The organism is Polycladomyces abyssicola (assembly GCF_018326425.1).
GTDB lineage: Bacteria > Bacillota > Bacilli > Thermoactinomycetales > JIR-001 > Polycladomyces > Polycladomyces abyssicola.
This window is the reverse complement of the sequence record NZ_AP024601.1, coordinates 544522-559689: the sequence shown is the minus strand read 5'-3', so window position 1 is coordinate 559689 and position 15168 is coordinate 544522. Positions and strand designations below refer to the sequence as shown.

The window sequence follows — 15168 nt, the reverse complement described above, 5'->3', positions numbered from 1 at the left end:
ACTTCCAACTTCAACCGGAACGGGTCCTCGAAATAGACATCACTTGCTGGAAAACGGCTGCTCTTCTCCTGATTCGATAACGCCTGTCAAAACCGTTTGGCCGACGCCCGCTTCTCCTCCAGAATGGAGCGAACCAAGTGAATTGCCCCCATCTCACCCAACGAAAACCATTCCAACAGTTTATTGCCCTGTAACAGTTTCCAGGCGATGAGGCGTGCCGGCATCCCTTTTTGTGCGAGATGGCGGGTTTCCTCCACCAACTCCAACAAAAAGCGACGTTTCGCCTCCAACGCTTTGCGGCCCTCCTCCACCACACCGGCATGAGCGCAAAACACCGTCTCAAACGGATATGACAAAACGCGCTCGATCGAGGCAATCATATCCGCTACCGACTCTCCGCGCATACCGTAATGTAATCGGGTACCCAAAAACAAATCGCCCGAAAACAACCATCCCTGCTCTTCTTCCAAAAACACAACATGGTCGGGGCAATGGCCGGGTGTCGGAATGACGCGAAACCGAAAACGCTCCGTCTGCAACAATTCTTCTGCGACGGTTCCAGAAACCGGCTCCATCTGCCCCCACACCCATTTCCGATAGACGGGAATGCTCGGAGGCTGCCTCAGGATCCGGGCCGTCTCCTCGCTCATCATTACCGGAACGCCGTAGGTACGGGCCAGCCATCCCGCATTACCGGAATGATCTTCGTGAAAATGGGTCAGCGCCACGACTGAAGGTGGGTGCTCCGCAGCAAATGCCGCCACCTGTACCCGTGCCCTCGGCGGGCCGGTATCGATCCACAGCCCGTCAACACAGTACCAATAAAAGCGAAGCGGATGCCCCAAAAACGTGAACGCACCTTTGACTGTGCGGACGTGATCATGATGTTGAACGGATAATTGCAACTTCGTCATCCTGGTCACCTGTGATTCTTCAGGGTGTTTTCTATCTTAGCACAAAACACGCTGCCCGAATCAGTTTTTTCTATTTTTCCGGTTAATTGTGAAGGATACACCCAACCGAAGTGGAACATAGATCCATTGATCAATTTTCCGCGGCAACCCTATATGGACGCTCAGATCGAACATATGAAAAATCAGAAGGCAAAGCGGCAGGATGCCAAGCGGTCAGTCTATTATTTCGTCGGGAGATTGTTGTTGATCACAGGTGGTGGGGTCGTTCAGTTTTTGTAACCTTGTTCTCAAAAAGGGGGTTTTCTCCATTGACGGATAGAGAAATACTTGGACAAGGTTACACAGCAGACATCTATCCCTGGGGAGAAAATCGAGTGATCAAGTTGTTTCATAAGGGGATCTCCGAATCTTCCATCAAGCGGGAGTTCTTCGTGAGCAAATTAGTGGAAACGCTGGGACTAAACGTTCCAAAAGTGTTTGAAAGAAGGCAATACCGAGGAAGAGAAGGGATACTCTACGAGCGGATCGATGGCCCTACCATGACGCAGGCAATCTCCCAAGAGCCCGAAAACATCAAAAAGTTCGCGTACAAACTTGCCGATCTACATGATGTGATACACCGAAAAAAAGGGATGGGATTACCACAACAAAAAGATATCCTAAGCAGGCGTATCTATCAAACGGACTTACTCTCGGTAAACACAAAAAAGAAGATTCTTCATCATCTTGAGCTTCTTCCTGAAGGAAGCCAAGTTTGCCACGGAGATTTTCACACCAATAACATTATCATCTCCTCTCAAGGCGCAGTCATCATTGATTGGATGGACGGGACCTGCGGCCATCCACTGGCAGATGTTGCAAGGACAGTGTTGATTTATCGATTGGCATCCATTTCTGATCGTGTTGTTGAAAGCTTACGAGATAGCATCATTCAAGAATATCTAAATGCATACATCCGGTTGTCTAACTGCACTATGCAACAAATCAATACTTGGGAACTTCCTGTTGCCGCGGCGAGATTAACGGAAAGCATTCCAACAGAAGAGAAGGAACGGTTACTGTTTCGAATCGATCAGCTGATAAGGGAAGATTGGTGAACAACTCCTAGATTTCTTTTCGTAAAGAATACGAGGCGGCAACACTCACCACACGCTATCACCTTTCCTTCAACCTCCCGTCTTTCAACTCCCACACCGTCCCTCGGAACCGTGAGAGAAACCACCGATCGTGGGAGACTGCAATCACAGTACCTGGGTATTCCTCAAACGCCCATATACGGGTCCGCCTCTTCCTAAAAAACAACCACAGGCCTCGCCTGTGGTCACAGTGATCGGGAAAAACATCGCAATACGATCGCATAAACCTACTTTGCACAACACTAGGATCATCGGTCGTTCGTGTAAACTCACTTTGGCTTCACATATCACACCAAACAGGTCAACAACCGGCCCGGATCTTCCGTATAACGTCCCAGCGTATGCGTAAACCGGATGGCATCGGCCCCATCCAACACGCGGTGGTCAAAGGAGAGCGACACGTTCATCCGCCAACCGACAGTCAACTCACCATTTTCGACGACTGGCCGCTCTTGGACCGGATGTATCGCCAAAATCGCCACTTCCGGCGGATTGATGATCGGCGTGGCCCACCGTCCGCCCAATGCTCCGGCGTTGCTGATGGTAAACGTACTACCACGCAGATCACCCGGTGACAGCGTTCCTTCCCGGGCCGCTTTCGTCAACGCGGATACTTCCCGAGCCAACTGCTCGATGCTTTTTTGCTCTACATTTCGCACGACGGGAACAAGCAACCCCCGAGGCGTATCTGCGCCAAACCCAATCGCCACTGAAGAAAACCGGCGAACCGTACGCCGCTGTTCATCGAAATGGGCATTAAAAGCGGGATGTTGCAACAGGGTGACTGCCACCAGTTTCATCAATACGGGTGTATACGTCAACCTGACGTCATCTGGTGTCCACTCCTGCTTCATTTTTTTGAACCATGCTACCAGTCCTTCAGCGTTCAGCTCATCAAAATGAGTGGCATGCGGTTTGTTTGTGACCGAGAAGAGCAATCGGTCTGCGATCACCCGACGCGTCGCAGGCAACGGCTCCTCCGTAATTGCCGGCGTACCATTCGCACGCGCGGCTTCGACGGGAATGGCGACCTCCTTCGCATAGTCCCGGATCGGCACCCATTCTTCCTCATCAACGCGCATACCGCTGATCGTAACGGGGGCTTTCCCCACGGCGGCGTGAAACCGACGGACATCTTCGTCAGTGACGCGTCCGTTCGGTCCCGTTCCTTCTACCTGGGTGATATCGACTCCCAGCTCGCGCGCCAGGCGGCGGGTGGAGGGAGCAGCAGGCACTCTTTTACGGTTGAAACGGACGGGTTCGTCCACGGAAGCGGCGGTTGACGATTCCTGTGAGGAAGGCGCTTCAGCCAAGGGATCCGTAATCACCAGCAGCACATCCCCCACCCGCATCACGTCTCCTTCTTTCCCGTTGATTTGGGCCACCCGACCGGCAGCGGGTGCGGGCAGTTCCACCACTGCCTTGTCCGTCTGCACTTCCACCACCGGTTGATCGGCTTCGACGAGTTCCCCCGGTTTCACCAACCAGCGAACAATCTCCGCTTCCGCCACTCCTTCACCCACATCAGGCAACGTAAAGGTTACGCTCATCTCTCTCCCTCCTTAAAAAGCAATCACCTGCCGCACCGCTTCTGAGACACGTTTTACATCGGGCCGGAATGCATCTTCCAACGCAAACATCGGTACCGGCACATCATAGCCCGTCACACGGGCAATCGGTGCCTCCAACCAGAGAAACGCCTGCTCCTGCAACATTGCCGCGAGTTCTGCACCCACTCCGGCAGTGCGGGGCGCTTCGTGAACGATGACGGCACGTCCCGTCTTTTTCACTGATGTAACCAGTGTTTCCTCGTCCAGCGGATACAGTGACCGAACATCGATCACCTCGCAGGAGACGCCTTTTTCGGCCCATTCATCCGCTGCGGCGATCGCCACCGGCACCATCGCCCCCCAAGCGAGCAGGGTGACATCTTCCCCTTCGCGCACGACACGCGCTTGTCCAATCGGTACTTCATACGCTGTTTCCGGCACTTCTTCCCGAACGGAACGATACAGTTTCATCGGTTCCAAAAAGAGGACTGGATCCGGATCTGAGATGGATGCCAACAACAACCCCTTCGCATCATAAGGCGTGGACGGCACCACCACTTTCAGCCCGGGCGTGTGGACAAACAGCGCTTCTGTCGAGTCACTGTGCAGCTCGGGGGCGCGAATGCCGCCGCCATAAGGGGCACGGATCACCATCGTCGCCGGAAACATCCCCTGCGTCCGTGTCCGCAGACGGGCAGCGTGGGAAACAATTTGCTCAAAACCCGGGTAAGAAAAGCCGAGAAACTGAATTTCCACGATCGGACGCAAACCGTTGACCGCCATGCCGATCGCCGTACCGACGATGCCCGCTTCCGCCAGTGGGGTGTCGATGACCCGATCATCGCCGAAACGTTTCCACAATCCTTCTGTCGCCCGGAACACACCGCCGTTTTTTCCCACGTCCTCACCGAGAATCACCACACTCGGGTCCCGTTCCAATGCGATGCGCATGGCATCGTTGATGGCCTGGATCAAAGTGAGCTGTGCCATCGTCATCACCCCTCTTCCAGACGAAAGAGCGACTCTCGCTGACGTACCAGAGAAGGCGGCAGATCGGCAAATACGTGTGCAAACAGATGGGAGGACGGCGGCACTTCCGCAGATTCCGCTTCACGGACCGCTTCCTCAATCTCCTGTTTGCAATGGGCTTCCCAATCCCGCTCCTCCGCTTCCGACCACAAGCCCTCCGACTCCAGCAACCTACGGTAACGTGTCAAGGGGTCACGCAGTTCGACCCACTCCCGCGTCTCTTCCTGTTTGCGATACCTTCCTGCATCGTCGGCGGTGGTATGTGCGCCATGGCGATACGTCACCGCTTCGATCAAGGTGGCCCCTTCCCCTGACCGCGCCCGTTCTACCGCCTCTTTCATCACCGTATAGATGGCCAACACGTCGTTGCCGTCGACACGCACTCCGCGAATCGCGTACGCAGCCGCCTTTTCCGCCACCGTCTCCGTCGCCGTCTGCCGGGAAAACGGTACACTGATGGCGTACTGGTTGTTTTGACAGAAAAAGATTACTGGCAGGCGAAACACGCCCGCAAAATTCAATCCCTCATGAAAATCCCCTTCCGAGGTGGCCCCATCGCCGAAATAGGCCACAGCCACCGACTGTTCCCCTTTCAGCTTGGAAGCCCAGGCCGCCCCTGCCGCGTGTGGGATCTGCGTGGCGATGGGAACGGCCGGCGGGAACAATTTGATGCCCTCCGGCGGGCGGCATCCTTCAACCCGTCCCATCCAATACAACAAAATCTGTTTCAGCGGCATCCCGGCGATCATTGCCACCCCGTGTTCCCGGTAACTCGGAAAAACCCAGTCCTCCCGATTCAGGGCCAAAGCGCTCCCCACCTGAGCCGCCTCCTGACCCTGCAATGGCGCATACGTACCGATCCGCCCCTGTCGTTGCAAAATGACCGCGCGCTGATCGAACAGGCGAATCTTGCACATCCATCTATAAAACTCAATTTTGAGCGGTCGCTCGATAGGTTTCCACGCTACCTCCCCTTCCGGGGTCAACGTCCCGTCGGGCTGAAGATATTGCAGCCCGACTTTTTCCATCTGTCGCAGCATCGACGATTCCTCCCTGGATGGCATCAACGCGTAAACCCGAGAAGGATGCGACGCAAATCGGCCACTTGCTCCAACCGTTTGACCACCAAACAGTTAGCGGCGCGATAGGTCGGGATATCCTTCTCCCGGGACAATTGGTAGATCTGTAACAACATCTGATAGATGGAGCGGGTTTTGGCCATCACGCGCTCTTCGTTGTAGCCCTTCAGCTCGTCGGCCACCTGAATCAAGCCACCGGCGTTGACGAGGTAATCAGGGGCGTACAAGATACCCATCTGGTGCAGCATGTCTCCGTGACGATCCTCCGCCAGCTGGTTGTTGGCTGACCCGACAATGGCTTGGCACTGGAGTTCCGCAAGTGAACGGTCGTTGATGACACCGCCTTTGGCGCATGGTGAGAAAATGTCGCAAGCCGTTTGATGAATCGTTTGAATATCCCCACGCTCCACCTGGTCCGGGTACTGATCACACAGCTTCTGCACGCGTGACTCATCGATATCGGCGACGACTACCCGCGCTCCTTCCTCCACCAACAATTGCACCAGACGTGTTCCTACCTTGCCCGCACCCTGCACCGCAACCACGCGCCCCTGCAAGCCGGGAGAACCCCACAGATGTTCGGCGGTCGCCCGCATCCCTTGCAATACGCCCAACGCTGTTGGAATGGACGTATCTCCGCTTCCGCCGTAACTTTTGGGCAACCCGACAAACGAATCAGATTCCCGTGCCGCATGGACAAAATCTTCAGGGGACGTTCCCATGTCGGTTCCTGTAAAAAAGCGTCCGTTCAAACCGCCGACAAACCGGCCGAACGCGCGAAACAGTTCCGGAGTTTTATCCCGATTCGGGTCGCCGATGATCACTGCTTTTCCACCGCCGAAATCCACATCAACCACACCGCACTTGTATGTCATGCCCCTGGAAAGGCGCAACACATCCTCCAGTGCTTCATCCGTCGTGGTGTACGGTGCCATCCGGCATCCCCCCAACGCCGGGCCCATCGTGGTGTTGTGAATGGCGATGATCGCTTTCAAACCGGATTGCGGATGGCGACAGAAGATCACTTGTTCGTGTCCGAATTGGTCCATCAGTTCAAAAATATCCCGCATCGTGGCTCCCTCCACGTTGGCACTGTTGTTCACCAACTGCAGGGTCTGTGTCTGCTGATTTTTCATCGGGCACCCTTCCGTTCCCTCAAAAATGTAAGTATTCTCGTCCGCCATTCCGTTTTCCCTATGACTAATGATATGCCCGATCAAATCGGGGTGTTCACCCGACGGCCACGGTTCATTTTCCGCGGAACTGGGGCTTTCTCTTTTCCGCGAATGCCATCACACCCTCACGAAAATCCTCCGTTTTCCCCGCGATTTCCTGCATCTGCGCTTCGTATTCCAGTGCTTCCTCCCATGAATGTTCCATCCCGTAAAACAGCGCCCGTTTGGTCAGGCTGTACGCCTTGGTCGGTCCCTGCGCGAGCTGTCTTGCCCACCGGAAAGCCTCTTCCTCCAACTGATCGTGAGGCACGATCCGGTCTGCCAGCCCGACCTGTACGGCCTCCTGCGCCTCCACATCGCGGCCGGTCAGTGCGATCTCCATTGCCCTGCCGAAACCGATCAGCCGTGGAAGGAAATAGCTGGCACCACTGTCCGGAGCCAAGCCGATCCGCGAAAACGCCACGATGAATTTGGCCCTGTCGGAGATGATGCGCAAATCGCAGGCCAAAGCAAGGCTGCAACCCGCACCGGCTGCCACTCCGTTCACCGAAGCGATGACCGGTTTTTCCATCTGCACGATGGCGCGAATGATCGGATTGTACCGTGTCCGCACACTGTTGCCGAGCGACATTGTTTGCAGGTTGGCATCACTTCGATCACGCAGATCCTGACCGGAACAAAACGCCTTGCCCGAACCGGTCAACAACACCGCACGCACTTCGGCATCCTTTGCGGCTTCCTTGAGTACTTGCACCAATTCGTCACCCATCTGCTGGTTGAATGCGTTATACACTTCCGGGCGATTGAGTGTGATGAGCCCCACGCCCGATTCCTTCGTAAATTGCACCGTTTCCGGCATAAAATCTCCTCCTTCTGAATTGATTCGAAAATTCCTCTTCTATTTGCCCTGAAACCGCGGTTTCCGTTTCTCGACAAATGCACGCATGCCCTCTTTTTGATCTTCAGTGGAAAACAGGAAATAAAACAGCTTTTGCTCGTAATCCAGTCCATTTTCCAAGGTCATGTCCATCGCCTTGAGTACCGCTTGCTTGGCCAACCGAACAGCAACCGGTGGTTGTTGAGCGATCTTTTTGGCAAGATTCATCGCTTCCGCTTCCAACAGCTCGGGCGGCACCACCCGGTTGATCAGCCCGACCTGAAGTGCTTCCCTTGCGGTCATCGATCGGCCGGTCAATACCATTTCCATCGCCCGCACCTTCCCGACGGCACGTGTCAACCGCTGGGTGCCGCCAGCTCCCGGTATAACGCCGAGCAGGATTTCCGGTTGACCGAACACAGCCGTCTCGGAAGCAACGATCAAATCGCAAGCCATGGCCAATTCGCAACCGCCTCCCAACGCATACCCACTGACCGCCGCGATCAACGGTTTAGTTAACTTCCGGAGGCGATCCCATTCAGCAAGCTGATCCTGAATGAGCATCTCCACAGACGAAGCTTCCGCCATCTCCGGGATATCCGCCCCGGCGGCGAATGCTTTCTCATTACCGGTAATGACCATACAACGGACGTTTTCGTCCCGGTCCATTTCCGTCAAGACAGCCACCAATTCCGAAATCAACTGCAGATTTAACGCGTTCAATACTTCCGGCCGGTTCAACCGGATCCAGCCCACGTTTTCCCGAATCGAAGCGACAATGTAACGATCATTGCGATTTCCCACTGGCCTACCCCCTTGTAATAAATTGGTATTAAAGCTCTTACATTTCCACGTTTTAAGAAAAAACATGTATACATAATCATCTGTATATTCATTCTATCAATTCTACAGGTAGATTGTCAGTGTTTCGCTGTGCAGCACGAAAGAGAAAATCATTTCCAGGTCAAAAGCAAAAAAAAGAGCCCTCGCGGGCTAATCGGGTCAGGAGACGTATTTTCTCGTTTCTTCAAGACAAGATTCGCACAAGATTTTGCCTTTGAAATACAACAGTTTTTCCATTCCGCCGCAAAATACGCAGGAAGGGTTGTATTTTTGCAGGACGATGCAGTCGTCGTTGACAAAAATCTCCACACCGTCATGCGGTTGAATGTTCATCATGTCCCGCAGCTCTTTGGGCAACACAATCCGTCCGAGATGATCCACTTTGCGTACGATGCCAATCCCATTCATCGCAATCCCCTCACTACGCAGATAGTACTGTTTTCGGGGAGGGTCGATACAAAACCGAACTAAGAGAGCGGGAGCGGAGCGACAAAGCCCATAGCCGATAAGAACTGGGGTTCGACGGAGGAAGACGGTGCCCCCTCCGTCTGGTTGGTGTGCGTCCCTTCATCCTGACCCGTATCATTTGCGGAGTCGTCGGGCGGATTCGTCGATTGCGGCTCCGGATATTTCTGATCCTGACCTCCGTCACCGCCGCTGCTCTCTTGACTTCCCTGGTCATCCGACGGGTTTTGGTTTGGCGGTGACGTTTCCGAGTCGCTCTCGGGAGCCGTGGTTTGTCCATTGTCCGATGCACTGTTGGACGGGTTTTCCACATCTGATGTCTGTGGTGAATCGGTAGCCGTTCCATCCGAAGGGGATGGTTCCGTCACCGCAGGGGCCGGATTTTCCTCCGACTGTGCAGGTGGTTCGTCGGTGTTGCCCGAATCTTGAGGAGCCTGATCACCCGGTTGTGTAGCCGGGGACGGTTCCTGCAGCCAATTCTCCCATTGTTTCTCCGGCGGTGGATCTGTCAACACCGGTTCCACCGTTTTCAGCTGACTCATCAACTGGGAGATCGATGCATTGGCCACGACAGTCGTCGAGATGGGAGCCCCTTCCCGCTTTGCCAACAACCAGAGAGCGTATTTGCCGAGCGACAACCCGGTGCCTTCCGCTTTTTCGCGTAGTTCCTTGGGCAACGGCAAAGTGTACACATTCAATGCGGTGGCCAGATGAGGCTGGTGTCGGATCTCCCGACGAATCTGCTCCAACAGAGGTTTCACTGATCCTTTGTCAGAGACACCAGACAACACGATCCCTTCTTTACCCCGGATATATCCCCGATCACGCGCCCGTTCGAGAAACGAGACTACAAACTCCCGGATATTTTGTCGTTGCCAATCCATCCCTCGCATCAGCTGTCGGGCAGGCTGATTGAGCGGCCGTACCATAACCACTTCCTGCTGACCGTTGATGCCAAGCTCCAGACTGGGATTCATGTCGATGTATACGTACGTTTCCGCTTTCGTGTCCGAAGGGATCATCCACGGCAATAACAGGACAATACCGGCAATGAAGGCCGCCACAGCAAAGGCGATGGAACCCCATCTCCAGACCGGATTCATATGGGGATCGGGCACGATCACTTCATCTCCGGGTTGGGCATGGTGATGCTGTTTGGGTACGTGCAAAAATTCGCCGTCCGACGTCATCACAACCCAATCCCGCGAACCGACCTCCATTACGATTCCCTTTCGCACAGCAACAACCCCCCCTTCTTACCGGACGACAGGCCGAGATATTCCTGCATCAAAGGCAAGTCCTCGACCAATACCACCGTCAATGCAACCAGGTATTTGCGATGCCTTTGCAAGGTCCTTCGGTGCAACCCGATCCGACTCGCCAGCTCTTTACCCGGCTTGACTTGCTCATAGAAATCACGTAACAAATCTTTGTCAGCCACAATGCGGCTGGCGATCTCCAGCAAACGCTCGCGTGTGTCCCGGTGTTTGGGGGAGGCTTTCACCAACTCGGACATCTTGATGCCAAACCGTTCCAGACATTGCGAAAAATGTTTCACTTCCAACCGGCGTGCCCGTGCCAACTCTTCCTCCTGATACTGCACAAAGGATCGGGACACCACTTCCGGATGATGAGGCTCGTTCTCCTTGGCGTCTGGCGGCACCAACGGTACCTGATTCGCATGTTTTTTTTCGTGACGGTAATAATCGATGAGGCGTCGATGGATCACCATATACGCGAAGGACAGGAACGAACTTGACTGTTCCGGTTCATAACGGCTGATTGCCTCGTTCAATCCGACCAACGCAATGGTGAATTCGTCATCCTGTTTGCTGATCTGCCGTTTACAAACCTTGGAGGCCACGCGAAGTATGTAGGGTTCAAGGTCTCTTAACAAATCATCGCGGATCCCGCCGGATTCGGCAGCTTGGGCTTCCCTTACACGTGCTTCGATCTCGGGTTTTTGCTCCAAAAGATCCCCGCTACCCGGCACTTGCAATACCGACACCTCTCCCTACTCTATGTATTCGTAAACGTATCCGTTTTTCTGTCCTTCATTTTGCTTCCTAATTGTACCACGTTTTCGACCTATCGTCTGCAAAATTCAAGGTTGTCATCGCATAATATCAGGGATAATAACGAAAGATATAGAAAAAGGAGGTAAAATTGAGATGGAAAAGGAAGAAAGGAGACCCCATCCTCCCCGTTTTGCTCCAGGAATGACAGAAGAACAACTGGAGGAAGACGCTACACCGGAGGAGATCGCCCGGGGCAACTCGACCCGCGTGACCCGGTTGGAACAGGATCGCTATGTGGACGAATAGGATGGTTCCGATGAATAGAAAAATGGGGAGCCCGTCTGTGAACCGATGGCGTCCCCATTTCTCAGATATCCAACTTATCCAACCGATCACACTCGGTTGGCTTCCGCCGTGCCGAGCGATCGAATGGCTGCCACCGCATCCGGATTTTCCAGCGAAGAAAGATCTCCTGCCTCATTTCCGAGGTAAGCGGCCCGGATCACCCGGCGCAAGATTTTTCCGTTACGGGTTTTGGGCAGTTCCTGCACAAAATGAACGCGCTTGGGTCGCAGCGCTTTGCCCATTTTTTCCTCTACCAGACGGATCAGGTCCGATTCCAGCTCTTCCCCAGGTTCATAACCGGGTGCCAATACTGCAAAACAGACGGCCTGCTCCCCTTTCGTCTCATCCGGCACGCCCACCGTTGCCGATTCAACGACGGCCGGATGATCCACGAGCACCGATTCCATCTCTGCCGGGCCCATCCGTTTCCCCGCGATTTTCAATGTATCATCGGATCTGCCCGTGATGTACCAAAACCCTTCTTCGTCCACTTCCACCCAATCGCCGTGAACCCATGTTTTGGGCCACCTACTCCAATACGTTTCTTCATACCGTTGCGGATCGTTCCAAAATCCTTTGGTCATGCCGACCCACGGTTGCCGCAGAACCAACTCCCCTACTTCTCCACGCACTGTTTGACCGTTTTCATTCCACACATCAGCGTCCATTCCCGGCATGGGACCACTGAATGAGCATGGCGCGATCGGTTTCAACAGGTTCCCGCCCAAAATACCGCCGGAAATCTCCGTTCCGCCGGAATAGTTAAAAATCGGGACCCGTCCGCCGCCCACCTGTTCAAACAACCACTGCCACGGCTCCGGATTCCACGGTTCCCCCGTCGACCCGAACACGCGCAGGGAACTGAGGTCATGCCGTTTGACCCAGGAAACGTCATGTTTCATCAATGCCCGGATCACCGTGGGAGAGATCCCCAAATGGCTCACCCCGTGCGAGGCAACGATCCGCCACAAACGGTCTGGTTCCGGATAGTCCGGTGTGCCTTCAAACAACAGCATGGCGGCACCCATCATCAACGCACCGAACACCATCCACGGTCCCATCATCCATCCCATGTCGGTCACCCAAAACAGGATATCCCCCGGCCCTACATCCATGCCGTATCCCGCATCAAACGCCGCTTTGATCGGAAAGCCGGTATGGACGTGTACCGTTCCTTTGGGTTTGCCGGTGGTCCCCGACGTGTAAATGATCATGAACGGGTCCTCCGATGCCGTTGCCTCAGGAGAAAACGGTTTCATTTCTGTCATCAAATGGTCCCATTCTATATCGCGCTCTTCGTTCCATGGCACGTCCCGTTTCAGCCGGCGAACGACCAACACTTTTTTCACCGAAGGAGACAAGTCGACCGCTCGGTCAGCCTCTTCCTTCATGGGCACCACTTTTCCCCTCCGCAGGAACCCGTCCGCCGTGATCAGGAGTTTTGCTCCGCAATCATTCAGTCTGGAAGCAACCGCTTGTGCACCATATCCGGAGAAACACGGTGTGAAAATGGCACCGATGCGAGCAATCGCCAACATCGCCACGACATTTTCCGGAATCATCGGCAAATAAATGCCGACCCGATCGCCTTTTTGAATGCCCAGTTGACTTAGTCCTCGGGCTAAACGGTTGACCTCGAACCACAGGTCCCGGTACGTGTATTTGCGGACCGCGCCGTCGTCCCCTTCCCAAACCAGCGCCAACCGATGACGGGATTCGTTTCGATTCACCCATCGGTCCAGACAATTGTGGGAAACGTTGAAACACCCGTCCACGAACCACCGTGTCCACTGAATCCCGTCGGAAGCGTCCATCACTTGGCGGTATGGGCGAATCCACTCCAATTCCAGATCTTGAACCACCGCTTCCCAAAACCAAGAGACATTTTGGATGGACCGTTCATAAAACCGATCATAATCTGAGATCCCAAACCGCTGCATTAACCGATACAACCTTGTTTGCCGTGCTTGTTCCTCATCGGGAAACCAGACCGCTTTCGCCATACCCACACGCCTCCTTCTCAGAACTTCATCCTTTATTTTACTGGTCGGTAGACAGATGGTCAAAAGAATAATCCGAATCATTGGTCAAACAAAATGGGAATGAATGAAGTCAAATTTGGGAATGTACTGGAAATCTATTTTATAGAACAGGATAAACATGCCCCGACCGGTGGGAACTTGTTTTTTTGAAAACCCGAGCAAACTGGGAAAAAATCGGGTACAATAGAAAGCACAACGTCAAATTTAAAGTGAAGTGATGACCAATGAATCCCCAATATTTGAAACGTACCATCGTCAAAAAAGAGATTCGCAGCCGTTATCTGGACGAAGTCAAAGAAATACAGGTGTATTTGCCTCCTCAATATGACGAAACCGTCACCTATCCGGTGTTGTATCTGCAGGACGGAGACGACTATTTCAATCTGGGGCGTATCGCTACCCAAGCCAACCAACTGATCTACGAGAAGGACATCCGACCTGTCATTATGGTGGCCGTCCCAGTCGACAAAAGCAAGCGTACGGCAGAATATTCCCCGATCGGTGAACGCAACCGACTGTACCTGCAATTTTTTACGGAGGAACTTTTGCCGGAGATCGAAAGCGAATTTCCGGTGGATCGGACACCTGACGGACGGGTCGTCGGCGGATCATCACTGGGAGGAACCGTTTCGCTTCACCTGGCACTGGAGTACCCGGAAGATTTCCGCCAGGTCCTGTCACAATCGGGCGCTTTTCTGGAAGCGACCATTGATCGGATTCGCCAAACGGTTTCACTCGACGACCTGGTGGTGTACCAATCCATCGGAAAAGCGGAAACCGCCGTGCCCACTCATATGGGCAAATTGGATCTGTTGGCCCGCAATCGGGAAGTGTACCGCCACCTGCAGGACAAACAAGCCCAGGTGCATTATGTGGAAAAAGAGGGCGACCACACGTGGGGATTGTGGCAGAAAGACATTCCCGACGCCCTGAGAATCTTTTTCGGAAGCTGACGGATAAAAAGGGAGCCGTTCACCGAACCACTTCGAACAATCGAAGTCGGCAAAACGGCTCCCCGATCTAGGGTGTGTCAGATGAACACGCTCTAATCCAGTCTCTCCTCCAGCCAACGGCGGAAAGCTTTCACCTCGGAAAAAACGGCATCCGGTTCCGGTTGGAAGGAACAGGTCTTTTCTTTTGCAAACCAGCAAACTCCCACCGTGGAAACTCCGGCAGCCTTTCCGGCCATCACGTCGACAGACATATCCCCTACATACACTGTTTCTTCCGGACGTGCCCCAAAATGACGCATCGCCAATCGGATGCCATCCGGTTCCGGCTTATACCGCTTGATTTCCGTGCCGGTCACCCACCAGTCGACCAATCCGTCCATACCCAGCAGTTCAGCGGAAATGGCCGCACTTCTGCGACCTTTTCCGGTCACCACACCGACATTGGCTCCTCGTTCCTTCAACCAGTTTAACAGTTCCAAAACGGCCTCGTCGGACCGGACCAACCGAGTATGGTGCTCCCGATACAGTTGAAAATAGACATCGTGTGCCTGCTGCAGGCAATGGCGGGGAAGACAGCGCTCCAAAATCACTTCCTCCGGCGGTCCGAATCTCGCGGCAATTCCCGCGTCATCCAGTTCTTCTTCACCGAAGCGGCGAAATACTTCGCAAAAAGACCGATAAATCAGCGGAAGTGTATCCGCCAGCGTCCCGTCGAAATCAAACAGAACCGTCCGTAGCACAT

General features: G+C 54.0%; 16 protein-coding genes. 4 read left to right on the top strand and 12 right to left on the bottom strand.

Features of this window, described 5'->3' with window-relative positions; translation table 11 throughout:
- Positions 1-86 precede the first annotated feature (86 nt).
- The gene (locus KI215_RS02840; RefSeq protein ID WP_212774080.1) at positions 87-914 is read right to left on the bottom strand and encodes an MBL fold metallo-hydrolase; all 828 of its coding nucleotides are present in this window, start codon (positions 912-914) and stop codon (positions 87-89) included.
- A gap of 126 nt (positions 915-1040) precedes the next feature.
- Here KI215_RS02840 and KI215_RS02835 point away from each other — a divergent pair, with 126 nt between their 5' ends.
- Positions 1041-1193, top strand: coding sequence for a hypothetical protein (locus tag KI215_RS02835; protein WP_212774079.1), 153 nt, complete (start codon positions 1041-1043; stop codon positions 1191-1193).
- A 29-nt stretch (positions 1194-1222) separates the two neighbouring features.
- A complete protein-coding gene (locus tag KI215_RS02830; RefSeq protein WP_212774078.1) occupies positions 1223-2011 on the top strand; it encodes a phosphotransferase in 789 nt (262 codons plus the stop codon).
- A gap of 326 nt (positions 2012-2337) precedes the next feature.
- Here the strand turns inward: KI215_RS02830 and KI215_RS02825 are convergent, their stop codons facing one another.
- The 9 genes from KI215_RS02825 to sigI form a co-directional block, all read right to left on the bottom strand.
- A complete protein-coding gene (locus KI215_RS02825; RefSeq protein ID WP_212774077.1) occupies positions 2338-3600 on the bottom strand; it encodes a dihydrolipoamide acetyltransferase family protein in 1263 nt (420 codons plus the stop codon).
- A 12-nt stretch (positions 3601-3612) separates the two neighbouring features.
- Complete coding sequence (locus KI215_RS02820) at positions 3613-4590, bottom strand: alpha-ketoacid dehydrogenase subunit beta (protein ID WP_212774076.1); 978 nt, start codon at positions 4588-4590, stop codon at positions 3613-3615.
- 5 nt (positions 4591-4595) lie between these two features.
- On the bottom strand, positions 4596-5669 hold the full coding sequence (pdhA, locus tag KI215_RS02815; RefSeq protein WP_246512175.1) for a pyruvate dehydrogenase (acetyl-transferring) E1 component subunit alpha: 1074 nt from the start codon (positions 5667-5669) through the stop codon (positions 4596-4598).
- Positions 5670-5692: 23 nt separating this feature from the next.
- Positions 5693-6844, bottom strand: coding sequence for a Leu/Phe/Val dehydrogenase (locus KI215_RS02810; protein ID WP_338048320.1), 1152 nt, complete (start codon positions 6842-6844; stop codon positions 5693-5695).
- A 112-nt stretch (positions 6845-6956) separates the two neighbouring features.
- Entirely contained in the window at positions 6957-7742 is a 786-nt protein-coding gene (locus tag KI215_RS02805; RefSeq protein ID WP_212774075.1) for an enoyl-CoA hydratase-related protein, read from the bottom strand.
- A 39-nt stretch (positions 7743-7781) separates the two neighbouring features.
- The gene (locus KI215_RS02800) at positions 7782-8564 is read right to left on the bottom strand and encodes an enoyl-CoA hydratase-related protein (protein ID WP_246512174.1); all 783 of its coding nucleotides are present in this window, start codon (positions 8562-8564) and stop codon (positions 7782-7784) included.
- Positions 8565-8762: 198 nt separating this feature from the next.
- On the bottom strand, positions 8763-9011 hold the full coding sequence (locus KI215_RS02795) for an AbrB/MazE/SpoVT family DNA-binding domain-containing protein (RefSeq protein WP_212774073.1): 249 nt from the start codon (positions 9009-9011) through the stop codon (positions 8763-8765).
- 59 nt (positions 9012-9070) lie between these two features.
- Positions 9071-10306: an anti-sigma factor domain-containing protein gene (locus KI215_RS02790; RefSeq protein WP_212774072.1), complete on the bottom strand. Its 1236-nt coding sequence runs from the start codon at positions 10304-10306 to the stop codon at positions 9071-9073.
- Positions 10288-11076, bottom strand: coding sequence for an RNA polymerase sigma-I factor (gene sigI, locus KI215_RS02785; protein ID WP_212774071.1), 789 nt, complete (start codon positions 11074-11076; stop codon positions 10288-10290). The genes KI215_RS02790 and sigI overlap by 19 nt, the downstream gene beginning before the upstream one ends.
- A 163-nt stretch (positions 11077-11239) precedes the next feature.
- On the opposite strand from sigI, the gene KI215_RS02780 reads away from it, so the two are divergent.
- Positions 11240-11392, top strand: coding sequence for a hypothetical protein (locus KI215_RS02780; RefSeq protein WP_212774070.1), 153 nt, complete (start codon positions 11240-11242; stop codon positions 11390-11392).
- An 86-nt stretch (positions 11393-11478) separates the two neighbouring features.
- Here the strand turns inward: KI215_RS02780 and KI215_RS02775 are convergent, their stop codons facing one another.
- Positions 11479-13434 (bottom strand): AMP-binding protein, encoded by a 1956-nt coding sequence (locus tag KI215_RS02775; RefSeq protein WP_212774069.1) that lies wholly within the window; start codon positions 13432-13434, stop codon positions 11479-11481.
- A 263-nt stretch (positions 13435-13697) separates the two neighbouring features.
- Here KI215_RS02775 and KI215_RS02770 point away from each other — a divergent pair, with 263 nt between their 5' ends.
- On the top strand, positions 13698-14426 hold the full coding sequence (locus KI215_RS02770; protein WP_212774068.1) for an alpha/beta hydrolase: 729 nt from the start codon (positions 13698-13700) through the stop codon (positions 14424-14426).
- 92 nt (positions 14427-14518) lie between these two features.
- On the opposite strand, the gene KI215_RS02765 is transcribed toward KI215_RS02770, so the two are convergent.
- On the bottom strand, positions 14519-15166 hold the full coding sequence (locus KI215_RS02765) for an HAD family hydrolase (RefSeq protein ID WP_212774067.1): 648 nt from the start codon (positions 15164-15166) through the stop codon (positions 14519-14521).
- Between the last annotated feature and the right edge of the window lie 2 nt (positions 15167-15168).